This is a genomic window from Mucilaginibacter flavidus, assembly GCF_024055575.1.
GTDB classification, from domain to species: Bacteria; Bacteroidota; Bacteroidia; order Sphingobacteriales; family Sphingobacteriaceae; genus Mucilaginibacter; species Mucilaginibacter flavidus.
This window is the reverse complement of the sequence record NZ_JAMXOE010000011.1, coordinates 178,377-194,845: the sequence shown is the minus strand read 5'-3', so window position 1 is coordinate 194,845 and position 16,469 is coordinate 178,377. Positions and strand designations below refer to the sequence as shown.

Genomic DNA, 16,469 nt, shown 5'->3' with positions numbered 1-16,469 from the left:
GTGTTTGGCCAGTAATTCAACCATCCTGCTCTTGAAATCGGAAGATAAATGCTGTACAATAACGTAAGAAACACCATCTAAGGGCGTATGATCAAAAAAAGAATTGATCTCTTCCATGCCGCCCGCAGAGGCACCGATAGCAATGATGTGGTGGGGGTTAGCATTCATAGTACAGTAATTAAGAAGCGGTGTGAGAATTTTTTAAAATTTTTAAAGAGCACAAAAGCGGGTATAATCTAACATACAACTATAATTCTGTAAATAAGTTTTTATTGCTGTACGTAGTGTGTTATCAGATAAACCTTTCACTTACAACTTTCGGAAATGGTATAATTTAAATCAGAATTTTAATGGCATCATTTTAGATATACTGGTTATATGTATCAAGGAAATGATCATTAGAAAACCCGGAGTTGATGATGCAGAGTTAGTTCGGCTGATTTCTTTAAAAAGCAGAGCGGGCGCTGAAGTGCTATGGGACAGGTATGCTATGGTTTTATTGTTAGTGATCATCCGCATTGTCCCTGGAAAAAAAGAAGCGGAAGCTGTCCTTGAGCAAACCTTTATTAAAGTCTGGAACTCCTTCGATGTTTATATCCAGCAAAATGGAAAGCTGCTGCCCTGGATGATTGTTATCGCCAGAAATTTAATAAAAGACACGGTTAAGGGTAAAATTAATCAACCAAAAATGGCAGTCAAAACTTGAAAAAGGTAAAGCTAATTAACCGGCTTTTCTGATTTTAAATACAGACCCGTTTTACTATGATTCTTTTAGTAAAAACAATGAAATATTAATCACTTAAAAAAAAATTATGCTACATCAAAATCACCATGAGCTTATTCAAAAACTTTTAAATTGCGCTTTGTCTTGCGAAATCTGCGCTACCGGCTGCTTAAAAGAAGAAGATGTTAAAATGATGGCCCGTTGCATCAACCTTGATCGGGATTGTGCAGATATTTGTATCCAGGCAGCACGATTATTAAAACGCGATTCAGAAATAGGTCATCAATACCTGTTGATATGTGAAGAAATTTGCAGGATGTGCGCCGCAGAATGTGGTAAACATGCGCATGAACATTGCAAGCAATGTGCCCAGGCATGTAAAGATTGTGCCGATGCCTGTCATGCCCACCACGAGCCAATTACTCAAAATTAATCTCTTATTGACTAGGATAGGTCAGATGCTGCTATTAACCACGATTAATATTTGTGGCTCGAAATTTATAAATTATAACCTACATTAAATTATAAAACCATGAAAAAAATACTGATGGCCATGTTCGCAGTTGCATTGAGTTGTAGCGCAATGGCACAAACAAAGATGTCGGATACATCCATGAACAAAATGGATCACATGGGCATGCAAAAAATGGACAACAGTGCCATGATGATGAATGGCAAAATGATGACCATGATGAATGGTAAAAGTATGCCTATGACAGAAACTAAAACTATGTTAAACGGCACTATGGTCATGACCGACGGTACTGTCAAAATGAAAAGCAGCAAAACTATGATGTTAAAAGAAGGGCAGTGTGTAATGATGGACGGTAAAATAATGAAAATGCCTATGAAAAAAGGCATGATGAAAGATACCATGAACAAAATGTAGTTTTTCTTCATAAAAGCCCGGTAATAACATGTTATCGGGCTTTCTTTTAATACGATTTTTCGTAAAATAAATACTGCAAAAAATGAAGTAAATGACAATGGGAACTTTTATGCTGACTCTTCCCGTATGTAATTTACATTCAGGCTTGATCGTGACGCTTATAGACCCCAATGCATACTTGTTCAAAATTAAAACAACCATAAACGGTACCAATTATATGACCTTAAGTATCAACAATACCTGCATAGTTGAAATTGATAGCATGAAATATTTTACGAATAGTATATCTATCAGTTAGGCATTTGACAGCAACCGAGCAAAAGGAATTGTTTAAAGACAAATTAATTTGTTAATTGATCGAATGTTGTGCAATCCATAGGCTATAAAAACATACAAGTTTCCTTTAAAGCATACAATTTAATTTTTATTTAATTAACCATTCTGAAATGAGCTTTGAAATCTTGCAAACCAACGGAGTATACAGCATATCTTTATTACCACCGCTGTTTATAAGACTTGGAAAGTGTGGCGGGTAAGTTTTGAGAATGAAACAGAGGTTATACTTTATAAATTAGCTAACGAATGGATGCAACGCAATGAAGATAACCTGGATGATTATACTTTAAAGACCATTGGTAAATGTATTAACATTATGATTTTAGAAAAAGAAATTACAGCAACCTAAACAGATATGTTCAAAACATAATGCGCTAAAAGCTCATGCTAAAGACTAATTAGGCATTAACGAATTCTCAAAGCCAAAGCCGTTGCAAGCTGCTTTGGCATCTGGACATCTTTCATTTCGGGCGGCCTTTTACCATTTTTGGTCTTTTGGCTCAAATTGAAAGGTTAGATAAATCTTTATAAAGTTCCCAAGACGCGTTAATGCCAAATATTGGGTTGTACCTTAAAATTAGCTTATTTTAAGGTGATCAATACTTTTCAACAAGGCTTTAATGCCATAAAACCGATTGACCTTAAAATATTTGATTTTTAATGTCAATAATGTATATTTGTTTATGCCTTACCGAGTAAACCCTGACCGGAATGTTCCCTGGAATACCTTGCCGGAACTGCCAATTGACAGACACCTCTATGAAGATGTGGAAATTTACAGTCAACTGGGTAATGCAAAAGCCGCGCTTGGTCGCTTACAGGGCAGGAGTATCGTTATTCCATACCAAGGGCTGCTCATTAATTCTATTAGTTTACAGGAAGCGAAAGCGTCCAGTGCAATAGAAAACATTTTTACCACTGATGATGAACTGTATCAGGCTTATAGTGAAGAACAAATTCAGCAACAAACCGGGCCATCAAAAGAAGTATTGTATTATCGTGAAGCATTATGGGAAGGTTATTCTTATTTAAAGGAGCAGGTTTTTGACGAAAATTACTTCGTGAAAATGTACCGAATCGTCAGTCAGTTCAACGATGGCATCAGAACACTCATCGCCCAGATCGTCATCAAAGAGGGCGGTACCGGCCCCAATGCGGGCAAGGTATCCTACACGCCGCCAAGAGGAAAAGGAGTAGTCGAAGCTAAACTTCAAAATCTGATCGAATTTTTGAACGATGACAAAACTTATCCGATAGACACCTTGCTCAAAATGGCCATTGGGCATTTTCAATTTGAGGCGATACATCCTTTCCGCGACGGCAACGGACGCACCGGCAGGATTTTCAATATCCACTACCTGACCAAAAAAGGCTTGCTGGATTATCCCATCCTCTTTTTAAGCCGTTATATCATGGACCATAAAGAAGATTACTACGCGGGACTTGCCGGGGTAACCCAAAGAGGAAGTTGGAAGAACTGGTTGTTGTATATGCTGAAAGCCGTCGAAGAAACTTCGAACATTACATTTGACAAGATCAACGACATCGTCAACGCAAAGGATGCCATTTTAAAAGCCGTAATCGAAGATACCGACATCGCACGCCCCGAATCGCTGGTTAACGCCATATTCACTCAACCTTACACACGGGTAAAGCACCTCGTTGGCGGCAATGTTTATGCGGAAAATACCGCCAGGAAATACCTTGACCAGTTAACGGACATGGGTGTTTTAGAAAAAAGAGTGATCGGTAAAGGCAATTATTACTTAAACCTGGAACTGTACAGGATTCTGTCTGAGTAACTTTCGCGAATTGTTATTCTCTTTGCAGTTTGCGCTTAAATCTTCATTTATAAAAGCTATGATTTTTCCTATTATTCCTATATTTGCACTGTCGATAGGGCATGTTACCTACGTAACTACCTAAACGAGGAAAGTTTTATAATTCATTGATTATCAGTCGAACAAAGATATATTCGAGCCCAGGTGGGCGTAAAAAGTAAAATTATCCCCCGAAAACCCTCTAAATCAATTTTTTAGAAGGTTTTTTCATTTATTCTCCCCTCAACAACCGTCAAGAAAGCCAAAGTTCTCGTTTCCTATCCAGTGGCTACCTGTTTCTAATTTTTAACTTAGGTAACACAAACCGATTCAATGGATTTAAAGGAATGTTACAGCGTAATAGTTGTTAATGAGTTACGATTTTTAATTATTACTGTTTCCTGCTAATAGATGCAACACTCCAAACTCACAAATCCGTTTATTTGCTATTGCTTTACTCTATGCAATTGGAAAGCCCTTCGCTACCCAGGTCTGTAATTTAAACGGCTTCTGTGTAATTGGTTCACATGTAATATATACGTTAAAAATTGCTTTTTGTACCAGCCTTTTCAATTTCATTTATAACTTTGTACACACAGTAAGGTGAGCACCAAAGTAGCTACCTAAAATCTCGAGTTAATTATAAGTTGTTGAAAATCAATTAGTTATAGAGTCAGGTTCGAATCCCAGCGGAATTATAAACCGCCGCTTCTTTACCATCATCAAATTGAACACACCAGGTAGTTAATGAATTAAAGGTTATACCTGTTAGATGAATAATTTTCAAACCCTGATCTGTAAATAAGATTTCGTAACTCATAGTAGGGTGATTAATAGATTACACAACATCGTTTTTTCTGGTTCGGGGGGCTTAGTCTGGTCACCTTCTGAAAAAATACCGGAAATTCTAAATCAGCAGGTATTTCAGCATACGGGTTCTTTTGGGCCGGGGAACTAAAGCTTTATGGCTTCTTGTAGCATTCAAGGTCATGCGTTCTTCTTCAAGCAAAAGATTTATTTCATTGCCAACTGTTTGCCAAAATTCATGACTCATATTATTGCCTTCGTCAGTTTCCCATTCCCCGTTGTTAAATTTAATTAAAACATTTTTCCCCTTTGGCAGCACTACAGACCATCCGATGCCTATTGAAGTGTCCATTTTATATACTTCAAGTTCTAAGAATGAACCCGATCCCGGTTCCTTTAATGTAATCTTCATCATAGTTGTTTTATGCTAAATAGCGTCCAAATATCCATGTATTAAAGGTGGCAATTTGAGAATGACAAGTATTACATAATCTTGGTAATTGCTTACATAATTCACACATTGTCACCAAGGTTTACGGATTCTAAAATAAGAGTAGCCCCAAATTTAAATGTGTGAATGTTGTAACTAATGAAGGGAATTTCATAACACTAATAGTAAAAAAGTGATGTAATTTTCATTATTTATTTCAGGGAGTATTCAACCAATATGAAAAATCATAATAAAATGCAACATACCGACCATCAGGGTATGACGGCCCAAAATCACCATGCTATGATGATCGCAGATTTTAAAAAACGATTCTATGTGGTGCTGGCCCTTACCATTCCAATCATGTTGTTATCAACCATGATACAACGACTTATGGGTGTCAACTGGCAGTTTACAGGTTCTTCCTATATTCTATTTGCGCTATCATCATTTGTGTTTGTTTATGGTGGCTGGCCCTTTCTAACAGGATTGGTCGATGAGCTCAGAACCAAAAATCCGGGCATGATGTTCCTGATCGGTTTTGCTATAACCGTGGCTTATAGTTACAGCGTTGCAATTGTATTTGGCTTGAAGGGCATGGATTTCTTTTGGGAACTGGATACGTTGATTTTGATCATGCTTTTAGGGCATTGGATTGAAATGAAATCTGTTGCAGGGGCCTCAAGGGAGTTAGAGTTATTGGTAGAATTAATGCCGGATAAGGCTCACCTCGTTATTTCAGATAAACTTCGGGATGTAAAAACCGATGAACTGAAAAAAAATGATATTATTTTAATAAAACCAGGAGAAAAAGTAGCAGCTGACGGGGTCATATTGGATGGGGAAAGCTATCTGAACGAAAGTATGCTGACGGGAGAATCGAAACCTGCAAAAAAAATAAAAGGCGATAAAGTGATTGCCGGCTCGATCAATGGCAACGGGTCTTTTAGTGTTACTGTATCCCACACCGCAAAAGATTCTTATCTCTCACAAGTAGTAAAGCTGGTTGATGATGCACAAAAATCAAAATCGCAGACACAGTTATTGGCCGATACCGCAGCAAAATGGTTAACCATTATCGCATTGGTGACCGGTATTTCAACGTTTTTATTTTGGTTCTTAACGGGTCAGCCATTATCATTTGCTATGGAAAGAATGGTAACAGTAATTGTAATATGCTGTCCTCATGCCTTAGGATTAGCTGTCCCGCTGGTTGTGGCTAAATCAACTGCTTTAGCAGCAAAGCATGGATTGCTGATTAAAAACAGGAATGCATTTGAAGATTCAAGAAAGATTACGACCGTGGTATTTGATAAAACGGGGACTTTAACGGTCGGGAAATTTGAAGTTTCAAAAATAATTTCACTCAATAAACACCTCAACGAAAATGAGATCATTCGTTTGGCTTCGGCCTTGGAACAAAAATCAGAACATCCGATCGCTACGGGCATCCTTCAAAAAGTTAAGGATTTGAATATAATTATCCCATCATCAGAAAATTTCAAATCCATCACAGGCCGGAGTGTACAAGCTACTGTAGAAGGTAAAGAGATATTGGTTGTTAGTCCCGGTTATTTGAAAGAGAATAAAATTATTGTTTCCGATGGTTTTACTGCCGATGATACGGAAACGGCTGTATTTGTGCTAATAGACAATGAATTAACAGGCTACATTGCTTTATCAGATGAAATAAGGCCGGAATCAGCAGAAGCCATTAAAACTTTACAACAGGAAAATATTAAGTCGATACTGCTTACTGGTGATAATAAAAAAGTGGCGGCAAGCGTAAGTAAAACTTTAGGTATGGATAGTTTTATTGCTGAAGTATTGCCTGATCAAAAACTGGAAAAAATAAAAGAGCTGCAGAAAGAGGGTGAGTTCGTAGCTATGACCGGGGATGGTGTGAACGATGCACCGGCACTGGCCCAGGCCGATATTGGGATTGCCGTAGGCTCAGGGAGCGATATTGCGGCTGAAACAGCTGGTATTGTTTTAGTTAATAGCAATCCGAAGGACATAGTCAGTTTAATACTTTTTGGAAAAGCAACTTACCGCAAGATGATCCAAAATTTAGTATGGGCCACGGGCTATAATGCTGTTGCATTGCCATTGGCTGCCGGTGTGTTATACAACCAGGGCATCTTGCTTAGCCCGGCAATTGGTGCGGCTTTAATGACCTTGAGTACCATAGTTGTGGCAATCAATGCCAGCCTTTTAAAAGTCAAAGAATAGTTGATCTTTTAATAAAAGCGTTTAGACAATCAAGGCTTAATAATGAGCATATATAATTACTATTAAAAAACACTAAAAACATGAAAAGAATCCTGATCGCCCTAACAGCCGTTACATTAAGTTGTAATGCTATGGCGCAAACAAAAATGGCTGACACATCTATGCACAAAATGTCGCATAAATCCATAAAAAAAATGGCGTTATGATGATGGATGGTAAAATGATGACTATGATGCATGGCAAAAGTATGCCTATGACAGAGACCAAAACCATGACCAACGGCACAATGGTTATGACTGATGGCACCATTAAGATGAAAAGCGGTAAAACGTTGATGCTGAAGGAAGGTCAATGTGTAATGATGGATGGAAAAATAAAAAAGATGCCGATGAAAATGGGTATGATTAAAGATTGAACGAAAATGTAATTTTTCGTTCAATTGAATGAAACCCCGGTTGTAAGACGGGGTTTCCATTTATCTAAATATTATTACGTTTTTAAGATAGTAGTAACTAATAGTGAAAAGGCATAAAGCACTTAGTAAAGATCCCCTGAGAACATCAGTAAACCAATGGGCGCCAAGGTAAACTCTTGAAAATGGAATAGTCAATATTAAAAATGTAGATACGACTGATATTCCTATCCTAATAAACTTAGGAATAGTTGCTAATTGATACATCAATAATATCAGGAAGCCCAAAAATACAATGTAAAAAATCACATGGCCACTCGGATAACTCTGCTGCCGTGTTGTTTCAATGATTCTTACTAATGACTGTGACGGCCTTGGGCGATTTGCAATTATTTTAACAACGGAACTTACTATGCCTGAGCCCATTGTAAGTATTAGAAAGAGTGCTTCTTTTTTATATTTAAATAAAAAAAACATGAGCGCTGTAACTAAGACAATGACAACTGAATTTGGCATATAACCCAACCAACTAATTGCCTTCATACCTTTATCCAATATAGGGGCTGTGTGCTCTTGTACCTCTTCAGAGGATTCCATATCTAAAAGAGGAACGGGAAAGAAAAATATAAATATGGTGACCGACCATTAAAAATCCAGCCGACAGAACCGCTATTGCAATCGATAGGATTTGGCTTTGTTTATTAGTTATTAATATTTTACGAATGGCCATTTCTCAAGTTTATAAAATCATTTCTGTAATAAACCGGTGCAAATCGCTATTATTCAATATTAGATAACTATAAAAGCGTTACAACCCATTTAGCCACGCTTATTTTTTGGGCAATAAATCGATCTGCGTTTTAAGCATGGAGTATACACGCAACTTCAAAAGGTGTGAATCATGTAACTAATTAAGATAATTGCGTAACACATCCCATTACAAAAGCCAGCAGTTTTGTAGTGTTATAATTCAATACATTTTAAAAACTAATATCATGTTTTACTATAATAACTTTTGGGGGATGGACTTTATCTGGTGGTTCGTTTGGATTATGATGCTCATTTGGATTTTCGCTTTACCTTACGATATTCCTGGTCAGCGAAATAAAAAGAACAGCCCGCTGGACACATTGCAGCAACGCTTTGCAGCAGGAGAAATAGGGCCTGATGAATATCAGGAAAGAAAGAAAATAATTGAGATCGATTATATACAGCGGAGTTAAATATCTCTGCTAAAACGGCCAATACTAGATTACCTTAAATATAAATAAAATGAAAAACAGCGTAGAATTATTAATTGATCCTATAAAAGGATTTCACTCAAATATCGAAAGAGATACGATGGAGAATACCAATTTCCGAAAGGTGTTATATACAAGTATGCACCTGCAGGTAGTGTTGATGAGCCTGAAACCTGGCGAAGAAATCGGAGAGGAAATCCACAATGCCAATGACCAGTTTTTTCGCTTCGAAAGCGGAAATGGAAAATGTGTCATTAATGGAAATGAGTATAACCTCCGAGAAGGCGATGCTATAGTGGTACCTGCCGGCGCAAAACATAACGTGATCAATACAGCTGCTGCCGGTGAATTGAAAATGTACACAATATATGCACCGCCCCATCATAAGGATGGTATTGTCAGATCTACCAAAACGGAGGCTGAAGACTTTCCTGAAAAATTTGATGGGGAAACAACTGAATAAATATTATCAATCAAGACCAGGTGAAAATATCTGACCCGGCTATTCATAATTTATATATCTATTAAAATTAAACAAAAATGAAAACTAATCAGGATTTACAGAAAGATGTTCAGGAAGCCATTAAATGGGAACCGCTATTGAATGCAGCTGAAATTGGGGTAACAGCCAAAGATGGTGTAATTACCTTAACCGGAACTGTCGACAGTTACTCCAAAAAATTAGAGGCAGAAGGCGCAGCTAAAAACGTGGCGGGGGTAAAAGCAGTAGCCGAAGAAATAGTAATTAAGTATGGCGATTATGGCAAAAAAAACGATACTGAAATTGCCAGCGAGGTATTAAAGGCCTGGAAATGGAACTGGGAAGTTCCGGAAGATAAGATCAAAGTAAAAGTTGAAAATGGCTGGGTTACTTTGGAAGGTGAACTAGAATGGAATTATCAAAGAGAGGCTGCGAAAAAAGCAATAAAGAACCTTTCCGGCGTTATGGGTGTGATCAATAACATCAAAATCAAATCTGAAACACATGATGCCATAGAAAAAAAGGCTATAGAATGTGCTCTTGAACGTAATTCATCAATTGATGATTTGGGTATTCAAGTTGATGTTGCAGGAAACAACGTTACGCTAACGGGTACCGTTAATTCATTTTACGCTAAGGACGAAGCTGAACAAATTGCCTGGAATGCGCCGGGTGTTTGGACGGTTGACAATGAGTTGGTTATCGAATATTAGTAAGATAACCGTAAAAACCAGTGGAGGGCAACCTTCCACTGGTTTTATATTTTAGCAGGCTACCGATAAACATTGCGAACTGTATACAAGTAAATTAAATATTCTTATCATGAAAATAAAAAAATGCTTAGGTATTTGGATGGATCATCAAAATGCTCATATAATGGAGTTTACAACTGATCCTATTGAAACAAAAACAGTTGAATCAAAATTCACTCACCAAGAAAAAGAACAAACGCTTGGCAGAAGTGAAAACCTGATGCACAATAAAGAGCAGCATGAGGAGGCGGATTATTATAAAGAACTGGGCGAAATCATCCGAAATTATAATGACATAATTCTTTTTGGACCTACAGATGCAAAAGTTGAGCTTTTCAATAGTTTGAGAAAAGATCACAGGTTCGCTGATATAGTCATCGAAATAAAGCAAGCGGATAAAATGACCGAGAATCAGCAGCATGCTTTTGTAAGGGAGTATTTTTCAAAACGCTTATTCCTGACTTAAAAAAGTCATAAGCATCATTACCTGACTCGGTTTTCATCCGCAGTTAAATGTGTGAATGATGTAAATAAAAACTGGAACTGCATAACAATTGATCAGGTAGTATCGAGCAGCTTTGTATGTTAATTCAATATGACTTCATTATTATGAAAACAAACCAGCATTTGCAAAAAGATGTGCAGGATGCGCTCAGATGGGAACCACTATTAAAAGCTGCAGAATTGGTGTTATCGCCCAGGAAGATATCATAACACTAATCCAAGGTTATTTGCAGCATATTCAAGATTTTGTAAAAATGCGCCTATCGATAAAATGGTTTCTCTTTGTGTAGGGTCAACTCCCCGGAGCCACCTTTTTTTATCATTGCCGATTATACAGCTATAAGGTGCTATATATTTGATAAACCAGGGCTGTGTATTGTGCCCGCTGGGAGCCATAGATGCTAAATATAAAATCTGTTTTTCATCAGGTTTTAGATAATCTTTTTCGGATCCGGCTGATACAACATCATTTCTGACGAAATTGCTTTGGTCAGTCGATAAGTAGTGCCCTGTACCTGCAATCAAAACAGCACTGTTGGTGATAACTATAAAATTTCTTCTTTTCATTTATATTCGCTAAAATTTCACCATGTGAAGAAAAGACCTGACGTACGAATGTTAAATAAAACCCCAAGAGTAACGTTATTCACACTTAATGTATAAACAAGGTCATCATAGTACCCAGGCGCTGAAATTTAAACGGATTCATGTTTTTTCTTATACACCATATGCAAACAGGCAATGATGGTTTCGATCACTATTTTTGTTTCATCAGGGTTTTTCACCTGGATACATTCCACCCCTGTGGCTATAGCGGCGTAATCGTTGCCACCTTCAAACAGCGCACTACCTATAAATAGTATTTTCTTGGTTTTAATATCCAGGATCTGGTGAAGTTTGTAAATACCATGGGCTTTATCAATACCTGTTTTCGAAATAACGATCAGATCCGGGCCTTCGATTTGTACCGAATAATTGAAAAGCACTTCATCCAGTACCATTTTTATTTCTTTGCGTTTTGCATGGTCAGGATCATAGGCCTGCTTTGCCTTCGCCGTTGCCTGTTGCCCTAAGCATGAAAAAATGATATCACTTCCTTTGAATTCAAATTGTTCACCCAGCACTTTTCCGGCATCTTTGCCGGACGTGTCCAACACTTTCTGCAACTGCGTTTTAATCTTGTCTTTTTCTGCAACAGTTAAAATCTCGGTATGCATTTCCTTCCAGCCGGAACGGTATTGATAATAACGGGTACCGCTGACTGGCAGAAAGATCAGATTTTTTAAATACTGTTTTTCGGGGAGGGCTGGTAACAATTTCTTTTCAAAACAGGACCAGTCGCTGCCTGAAATAACAGCCACCTTCGTAAGCTCCAATAGTTGATTTAACAAACCGGCGATTTGGGTATCCATCACCATGTCCCCCTTTGCTAACGTAGGATCAAGATCAAAAACTATTAAATTTTTTATTTTTTTCATTTTTATATTTCAATTAATTTATCTTCTAAATAAGTGTCTTCCGCTCATTCATTAGGCGCACCCCACTTCCAGTTAAGAATTTCGGGCATATCCTTACCGTGTGCGCCGATATAGTGTTTATGCTCAATCAGTTTATCCATTAAAAGCTGTTTAAGATACACTCCCTTGCTTCCGGTTTGCGGCAAGCGGTCAACCACATCCATTACCAGGTGGAACCTATCCATTTCGTTCAGCACGGTCATATCAAACCAGGTAGTTATGGTACCTTCCTCCTTATAACCACGTACATGCATATTTACGTTATTGGCGCGGTTATAAGTTAAACGGTGCACCAACCACGGATAACCGTGAAAGGCGAAAATAACCGGCTTGTCAGTGGTAAATAATGCGTTATAATCGGGGTCACTCAACCCATGGGTATGTTCAGTGTTTTTTTCCAGCTTAAACAGATCGACTACGTTAACCACCCTGATTTTTAGTTCAGGCAGATGTTCAAGTAAAATGGTAACAGCCGCTAAGATCTCCAGCGTGGGCACATCGCCGCAGCAAGCCATGACCACATCCGGTTCAGCTTCCTGGTCATTGCTGGCGAAATTAAATATGCCTATTCCCCTGGTACAATGCTCAATGGCTTCGTCCATATTCAGCCATTGTGGTGCCGGGTGTTTCCCGGCAACTATCACATTTACGTAATGATAGCTACGCAGGCAATGATCCATAACAGATAGCAGGCAGTTTGCGTCAGGGGGCAGGTAAACCCTTACGATTGTTGCCTTCTTATTTACCACATGATCGATGAAGCCAGGGTCCTGGTGGGTAAACCCATTATGGTCCTGCCGCCACACCGTGGAGGTAAGTAAAATATTCAACGAAGCGATCTTACGGCGCCACGGCAGTTCCAGGCTTGCCTTCAACCATTTGGCATGCTGATTAAACATAGAGTCGACGATGTGGATAAATGCTTCATAACAGTTAAACAAGCCATGCCTGCCGGTAAGCAGGTATCCTTCAAGCCACCCTTCACATTGGTGCTCACTCAGCATTTCCATAACGCTGCCTTCGGGGGATAGAAACTCATCTGTTTTGACAACCGGTGCAATCCACTGCCTGCTCGTCGCTTCAAATACCAGGTCCAGCCTGTTGGATACGGTCTCATCGGGTCCGAATATCCTGAAATTACGATCTGCCTGGTTTTCTTTGATCACATCTCGCAGGAACCGGCCTGAAACATAAGTGTCGCCCTCGCCATCTGCGCCAGGGGTGGCAACTACTGTTGCATAATTGCGAAAATCGGGCAAGCGAAGATCGCGAAGCAATTGGCCGCCATTGGTATGCGGGTTTGCGCCCATGCGGCGTTCACCTTTTGGCGCCAGCTCCTGGAGTTCGGGTTTCAGCTTTCCAGTTTCATCAAAAAGTTCTTCCGGCTTATAACTTTTCATCCAGTTCTCCAGCATTTGCAAATGCTCCGGCGGCGTTGAAGCAGAAACCGCGAGCGGAATCTGGTGCGCCCTGAAATTGCCTTCTATTTTATACCCTTCCACCTCTTTAGGCCCGGTCCAGCCTTTAGGCGACTTTAAAACAATCATTGGCCAGCGCGGACGACTTGTATCGTCGTTTGCAAGGGCATTTTTTTTGATCTGTTGAATATGCGCTATTACTTTGTCCAATGTAGCCGCCATCAACTGGTGCATAGCGTCTGGCTCATCGCCCTCTACAAAATAAGGAGTCCAGCCGTAGCCAAGAAAAAGCTGTTCCAGTTCGTCATGACTTATCCTCGCTAATACAGTTGGGTTGGATATTTTATAACCGTTTAAATGCAGGATAGGTAACACAGTACCGTCGGTAATCGGATTAAGGAATTTATTGGAGTGCCATGCGGTAGCCAATGGCCCTGTTTCCGCTTCACCATCTCCAACTACGCATGCTACTATCAAATCCGGGTTATCCATCACTGCGCCAAATGAATGACTTAGGGAATAACCGAGTTCGCCACCTTCGTGTATTGAACCGGGTGTTTGCGGGGAAGCGTGGCTGGAGATGCCCCCAGGGTATGAAAATTGTGTAAACAATCTTTTTAAGCCGTCTTCGTCCCGGGTGATATTCGGATAAATTTCTGTGTAGGTACCTTCAAGGTAAACGCTTCCCACGACCGCCGGGCCTCCATGCCCCGGACCTGATACATAAACCATATTCAGATCAAATTCTTTAATAGCCCGGTTTAAATGGGTGTATATAAAATTCTGGCCAGGTGTTGTACCCCAGTGCCCCAGTAGCATATGCTTAACATCCGCTAATTTTAGCGGCTCTTTCAGCAACGGATTATTGCGTAAATAAAGCTGGCCAACTGAAATATAATTAGCAGCACGCCAGTAAGCATTGATTTTTTGAAGCAAATCGGTTGATAAAGTTTCAACTTCGGGGCTGATTATTTCTGTTTCCATGGGTAATTATTGTTTAATTGGATAATCTAAAGCATGGCAGATTGACGTTGCTATCATTAATTCTTCATTGGTTTTTATAACACGTACTGATACAGTGCTTACGTCAGCGGAGATGAACTCTTCATTATTTAGATTTTTTTCTTTATCGAGTTCAATTCCTAAAAATTCGAGACCATGACAGATCCGCGCGCGAACTTCGGGCGAGTTTTCGCCAATGCCGCCTGAAAACACCAAAGTATCTACACCGTGAAGGGCTGCGGCAAAAGAACCGATCCATTTTTTGGTTTGATAACAAAAAAGTTCTACCGCTTCGGCAGCACGGCTGTCCGTATCCTGGTATTTTATCAGTTCCCGCATGTCTGAACTGGTTTCTGAAATTCCCAAAAGACCGGACTCGTGGTTAACGAGATGATTAAACTGTTTAGGGCTAAGTTCTCCGGCCTTTATTAAATACCATGCAACGCCGGGATCAAGATCGCCCGTACGTGTCCCCATGGGAATACCGGACGACGGTGAAAATCCCATACTGGTATCAATACTCACGCCGTTCTTTACGGCAGCAAGGCTTGCACCATTACCCAGGTGTGCCAATATAACCCTGCCTCTCCCTGTTTCATTCCATTCGTGCAGGTCAAGCTGCTCCATCAGGTAAGCGTAAGAAAGGCCGTGGAAACCATATCGTTTGATACCCATGGCGTTAAACCTGCGAGGGATCGCCAATAACTTGGCAACCTGTGGCATCGAAGTATGAAAGGAGGTATCAAAACAGGCAATTTGAACCAATTCCGGGTACCGCTTTCTAAAAACTTCTATCATTTTAATTTCTTCGGGCAGGTGTTCAGGATCATAAGGACTTATTTTCTTCAAATCATCCAGTAAATCATCTGTTACCCGTTCCGGTTGGGTATGTTCCATTCCATGTACGACCCTGTGTCCAATCCCTTTTACTGCGGCGAAATCCACTTGTTTTTCAAGCCAATCAATCAGCCAGTTTACAGCGGATGTTTGGCCGTCAGTTTTAATATCAATTTTCTGTTGTGAATTATGCTCTATATTTTTGTAGCGTAGGGTTGGTTTCTTTGAGTCAATATTTTCTAATTCACCAGAAAGTAATTTATTTAACGTCGAATCAACTTGATATAAAGCGAATTTTATACTGGAAGAGCCGCCATTTATGGTTAAAACGCAATCTTTCTCAGGCTTTGCAGGTTTATTCATATCCGCTTTTAATAATTGTTTGGATCATTTTAAAACGCCCGTTTGGTCTTATAAAATTGGACAAATGGGCAGGTATGATGATTCCCATACCTGATTCAAGAAAATTCGAAACGTTATCAATAACAATTTCCGCGTTTCCCTCAATGATCTGGGCGAATGTATCGAACGGGCTGGTCTTTTCCGTCAAGCCCTCCCCACCGTCAAAAGACATGATACTTATGTTTCCGGTTGATTTTTTGATGATGGTTTTTATAACCACAGAATTTGGTACATATTCAATAATTTCTACGATAATGTGTGCTTTTCCTGTTTCCAGTTCTGTATTATCCGATGTGTTTTTATCCATGACCTGAGATTTCATTGACAATTTTTTACAGTAGATCCATGTTGAAATATTTAAGCTCAATTGAAGTTCAGTCGAATTGATTAATGGATTTGAGTAGTCAAAATTACTACTATAAAGGTGGGGTTCCTTTGGCTCTTAATTATTACACAACTTTTTGAATAAGTTACATCTTTCACACATCTGCATATGGGGGTGCTGTCTGATTTACTTTCAAAAAGGCTGATCGATATATAATTAGATGATAAACCTAAATTAATCATGTTGAGGTAAGAGACAACGTTTTTTTTTTAAAGCGATATTAAAATTGATGAGTGCCATCTTATTCTGAATTTATCGTATAGTTGATTTATTTAACATA

The 16,469-nt window shown here is 39.1% G+C and carries 20 protein-coding genes; 11 read left to right on the top strand and 9 right to left on the bottom strand.

The features are described 5' to 3' along the window. Window positions 1-168 (bottom strand): chemotaxis protein CheB (locus tag NAF19_RS17300; protein ID WP_256484346.1); only part of this gene is annotated, 168 nt, incomplete at its 3' end. Window positions 169-391: 223 nt separating this feature from the next. Between NAF19_RS17300 and NAF19_RS17295 the strand changes: the two genes are divergently transcribed. The 4 genes from NAF19_RS17295 to NAF19_RS17280 all read left to right on the top strand — a co-directional run bounded on the left by NAF19_RS17295 (window position 392) and on the right by NAF19_RS17280 (window position 3,751). Next, on the top strand, window positions 392-706 hold the full coding sequence (locus NAF19_RS17295) for an RNA polymerase sigma factor (protein ID WP_252791461.1): 315 nt from the start codon (window positions 392-394) through the stop codon (window positions 704-706). Between the two features lie 106 nt (window positions 707-812). Then, window positions 813-1,157: a four-helix bundle copper-binding protein gene (locus tag NAF19_RS17290; RefSeq protein WP_252791459.1), complete on the top strand. Its 345-nt coding sequence runs from the start codon at window positions 813-815 to the stop codon at window positions 1,155-1,157. 99 nt (window positions 1,158-1,256) lie between these two features. Next, entirely contained in the window at window positions 1,257-1,613 is a 357-nt protein-coding gene (locus NAF19_RS17285; protein WP_252791457.1) for a DUF6799 domain-containing protein, read from the top strand. Between the two features lie 1,019 nt (window positions 1,614-2,632). After that, window positions 2,633-3,751, top strand: a complete 1,119-nt coding sequence (locus tag NAF19_RS17280; protein WP_252791455.1) for a Fic family protein — start codon at window positions 2,633-2,635, stop codon at window positions 3,749-3,751. Window positions 3,752-4,442: 691 nt separating this feature from the next. Here NAF19_RS17280 and NAF19_RS17275 read toward each other — a convergent pair. Together NAF19_RS17275 and NAF19_RS17270 are read right to left on the bottom strand one after the other, a co-directional pair. Next, window positions 4,443-4,589: a hypothetical protein gene (locus tag NAF19_RS17275; protein WP_252791453.1), complete on the bottom strand. Its 147-nt coding sequence runs from the start codon at window positions 4,587-4,589 to the stop codon at window positions 4,443-4,445. An 87-nt stretch (window positions 4,590-4,676) separates the two neighbouring features. Continuing rightward, window positions 4,677-4,991: a hypothetical protein gene (locus NAF19_RS17270; protein WP_252791451.1), complete on the bottom strand. Its 315-nt coding sequence runs from the start codon at window positions 4,989-4,991 to the stop codon at window positions 4,677-4,679. 252 nt (window positions 4,992-5,243) lie between these two features. Between NAF19_RS17270 and NAF19_RS17265 the strand changes: the two genes are divergently transcribed. The 3 genes from NAF19_RS17265 to NAF19_RS17260 all read left to right on the top strand — a co-directional run bounded on the left by NAF19_RS17265 (window position 5,244) and on the right by NAF19_RS17260 (window position 7,653). Beyond that, window positions 5,244-7,238: a copper-translocating P-type ATPase gene (locus tag NAF19_RS17265; protein WP_252791449.1), complete on the top strand. Its 1,995-nt coding sequence runs from the start codon at window positions 5,244-5,246 to the stop codon at window positions 7,236-7,238. 80 nt (window positions 7,239-7,318) lie between these two features. Beyond that, window positions 7,319-7,444, top strand: coding sequence for a hypothetical protein (locus NAF19_RS30595; RefSeq protein ID WP_256484344.1), 126 nt, complete (start codon window positions 7,319-7,321; stop codon window positions 7,442-7,444). Continuing rightward, a complete protein-coding gene (locus NAF19_RS17260) occupies window positions 7,441-7,653 on the top strand; it encodes a DUF6799 domain-containing protein (RefSeq protein WP_252791447.1) in 213 nt (70 codons plus the stop codon). The genes NAF19_RS30595 and NAF19_RS17260 overlap by 4 nt, the downstream gene beginning before the upstream one ends. A gap of 60 nt (window positions 7,654-7,713) precedes the next feature. Here the strand turns inward: NAF19_RS17260 and NAF19_RS17255 are convergent, their stop codons facing one another. Beyond that, entirely contained in the window at window positions 7,714-8,247 is a 534-nt protein-coding gene (locus tag NAF19_RS17255) for a phosphatase PAP2 family protein (protein WP_252791445.1), read from the bottom strand. Window positions 8,248-8,645: 398 nt separating this feature from the next. Between NAF19_RS17255 and NAF19_RS17250 the strand changes: the two genes are divergently transcribed. From NAF19_RS17250 to NAF19_RS17235, 4 genes are all read left to right on the top strand, one after another. After that, window positions 8,646-8,873, top strand: coding sequence for an SHOCT domain-containing protein (locus tag NAF19_RS17250; protein ID WP_252791443.1), 228 nt, complete (start codon window positions 8,646-8,648; stop codon window positions 8,871-8,873). Window positions 8,874-8,922: 49 nt separating this feature from the next. Continuing rightward, entirely contained in the window at window positions 8,923-9,354 is a 432-nt protein-coding gene (locus NAF19_RS17245; RefSeq protein ID WP_252791441.1) for a cupin domain-containing protein, read from the top strand. Window positions 9,355-9,431: 77 nt separating this feature from the next. Then, window positions 9,432-10,085 carry a BON domain-containing protein gene (locus NAF19_RS17240; protein ID WP_252791439.1) on the top strand — a complete coding sequence of 218 codons (654 nt, stop codon included), beginning with the start codon at window positions 9,432-9,434 and terminating at the stop codon, window positions 10,083-10,085. Between the two features lie 109 nt (window positions 10,086-10,194). Further along, a complete protein-coding gene (locus tag NAF19_RS17235) occupies window positions 10,195-10,590 on the top strand; it encodes a hypothetical protein (protein ID WP_252791437.1) in 396 nt (131 codons plus the stop codon). A 242-nt stretch (window positions 10,591-10,832) separates the two neighbouring features. Here the strand turns inward: NAF19_RS17235 and NAF19_RS17230 are convergent, their stop codons facing one another. The 5 genes from NAF19_RS17230 to NAF19_RS17210 all read right to left on the bottom strand — a co-directional run bounded on the left by NAF19_RS17230 (window position 10,833) and on the right by NAF19_RS17210 (window position 16,111). Beyond that, the gene (locus NAF19_RS17230; RefSeq protein WP_252791436.1) at window positions 10,833-11,195 is read right to left on the bottom strand and encodes a nitroreductase family protein; all 363 of its coding nucleotides are present in this window, start codon (window positions 11,193-11,195) and stop codon (window positions 10,833-10,835) included. 128 nt (window positions 11,196-11,323) lie between these two features. After that, window positions 11,324-12,106 (bottom strand): HAD-IIB family hydrolase, encoded by a 783-nt coding sequence (locus NAF19_RS17225; RefSeq protein WP_252791433.1) that lies wholly within the window; start codon window positions 12,104-12,106, stop codon window positions 11,324-11,326. Window positions 12,107-12,150: 44 nt separating this feature from the next. Continuing rightward, window positions 12,151-14,547 carry a phosphoketolase family protein gene (locus tag NAF19_RS17220; RefSeq protein WP_252791431.1) on the bottom strand — a complete coding sequence of 799 codons (2,397 nt, stop codon included), beginning with the start codon at window positions 14,545-14,547 and terminating at the stop codon, window positions 12,151-12,153. 6 nt (window positions 14,548-14,553) lie between these two features. Then, window positions 14,554-15,765, bottom strand: a complete 1,212-nt coding sequence (locus NAF19_RS17215; protein ID WP_252791429.1) for an acetate/propionate family kinase — start codon at window positions 15,763-15,765, stop codon at window positions 14,554-14,556. Continuing rightward, window positions 15,758-16,111 carry a cupin domain-containing protein gene (locus NAF19_RS17210; protein WP_252791427.1) on the bottom strand — a complete coding sequence of 118 codons (354 nt, stop codon included), beginning with the start codon at window positions 16,109-16,111 and terminating at the stop codon, window positions 15,758-15,760. Before NAF19_RS17210 ends, NAF19_RS17215 begins: the two co-directional genes overlap by 8 nt. Window positions 16,112-16,469: the final 358 nt, after the last annotated feature.

Bases quoted from the DNA above. Each gene is read 5' to 3' on its own strand.
- NAF19_RS17295 (WP_252791461.1), top strand. From the start codon at position 392: ATGATCATTAGAAAACCCGGAGTTGATGATGCAGAGTTAGTTCGGCTG.
- NAF19_RS17290 (WP_252791459.1), top strand. From the start codon at position 813: ATGCTACATCAAAATCACCATGAGCTTATTCAAAAACTTTTAAATTGC.
- NAF19_RS17285 (WP_252791457.1), top strand. From the start codon at position 1,257: ATGAAAAAAATACTGATGGCCATGTTCGCAGTTGCATTGAGTTGTAGC.
- NAF19_RS17280 (WP_252791455.1), top strand. From the start codon at position 2,633: ATGCCTTACCGAGTAAACCCTGACCGGAATGTTCCCTGGAATACCTTG.
- NAF19_RS17275 (WP_252791453.1), bottom strand. From the start codon at position 4,589: ATGAGTTACGAAATCTTATTTACAGATCAGGGTTTGAAAATTATTCAT.
- NAF19_RS17270 (WP_252791451.1), bottom strand. From the start codon at position 4,991: ATGATGAAGATTACATTAAAGGAACCGGGATCGGGTTCATTCTTAGAA.
- NAF19_RS17265 (WP_252791449.1), top strand. From the start codon at position 5,244: ATGAAAAATCATAATAAAATGCAACATACCGACCATCAGGGTATGACG.
- NAF19_RS30595 (WP_256484344.1), top strand. From the start codon at position 7,319: ATGAAAAGAATCCTGATCGCCCTAACAGCCGTTACATTAAGTTGTAAT.
- NAF19_RS17260 (WP_252791447.1), top strand. From the start codon at position 7,441: ATGATGATGGATGGTAAAATGATGACTATGATGCATGGCAAAAGTATG.
- NAF19_RS17255 (WP_252791445.1), bottom strand. From the start codon at position 8,247: ATGGAATCCTCTGAAGAGGTACAAGAGCACACAGCCCCTATATTGGAT.
- NAF19_RS17250 (WP_252791443.1), top strand. From the start codon at position 8,646: ATGTTTTACTATAATAACTTTTGGGGGATGGACTTTATCTGGTGGTTC.
- NAF19_RS17245 (WP_252791441.1), top strand. From the start codon at position 8,923: ATGAAAAACAGCGTAGAATTATTAATTGATCCTATAAAAGGATTTCAC.
- NAF19_RS17240 (WP_252791439.1), top strand. From the start codon at position 9,432: ATGAAAACTAATCAGGATTTACAGAAAGATGTTCAGGAAGCCATTAAA.
- NAF19_RS17235 (WP_252791437.1), top strand. From the start codon at position 10,195: ATGAAAATAAAAAAATGCTTAGGTATTTGGATGGATCATCAAAATGCT.
- NAF19_RS17230 (WP_252791436.1), bottom strand. From the start codon at position 11,195: ATGAAAAGAAGAAATTTTATAGTTATCACCAACAGTGCTGTTTTGATT.
- NAF19_RS17225 (WP_252791433.1), bottom strand. From the start codon at position 12,106: ATGAAAAAAATAAAAAATTTAATAGTTTTTGATCTTGATCCTACGTTA.
- NAF19_RS17220 (WP_252791431.1), bottom strand. From the start codon at position 14,547: ATGGAAACAGAAATAATCAGCCCCGAAGTTGAAACTTTATCAACCGAT.
- NAF19_RS17215 (WP_252791429.1), bottom strand. From the start codon at position 15,765: ATGAATAAACCTGCAAAGCCTGAGAAAGATTGCGTTTTAACCATAAAT.
- NAF19_RS17210 (WP_252791427.1), bottom strand. From the start codon at position 16,111: ATGGATAAAAACACATCGGATAATACAGAACTGGAAACAGGAAAAGCA.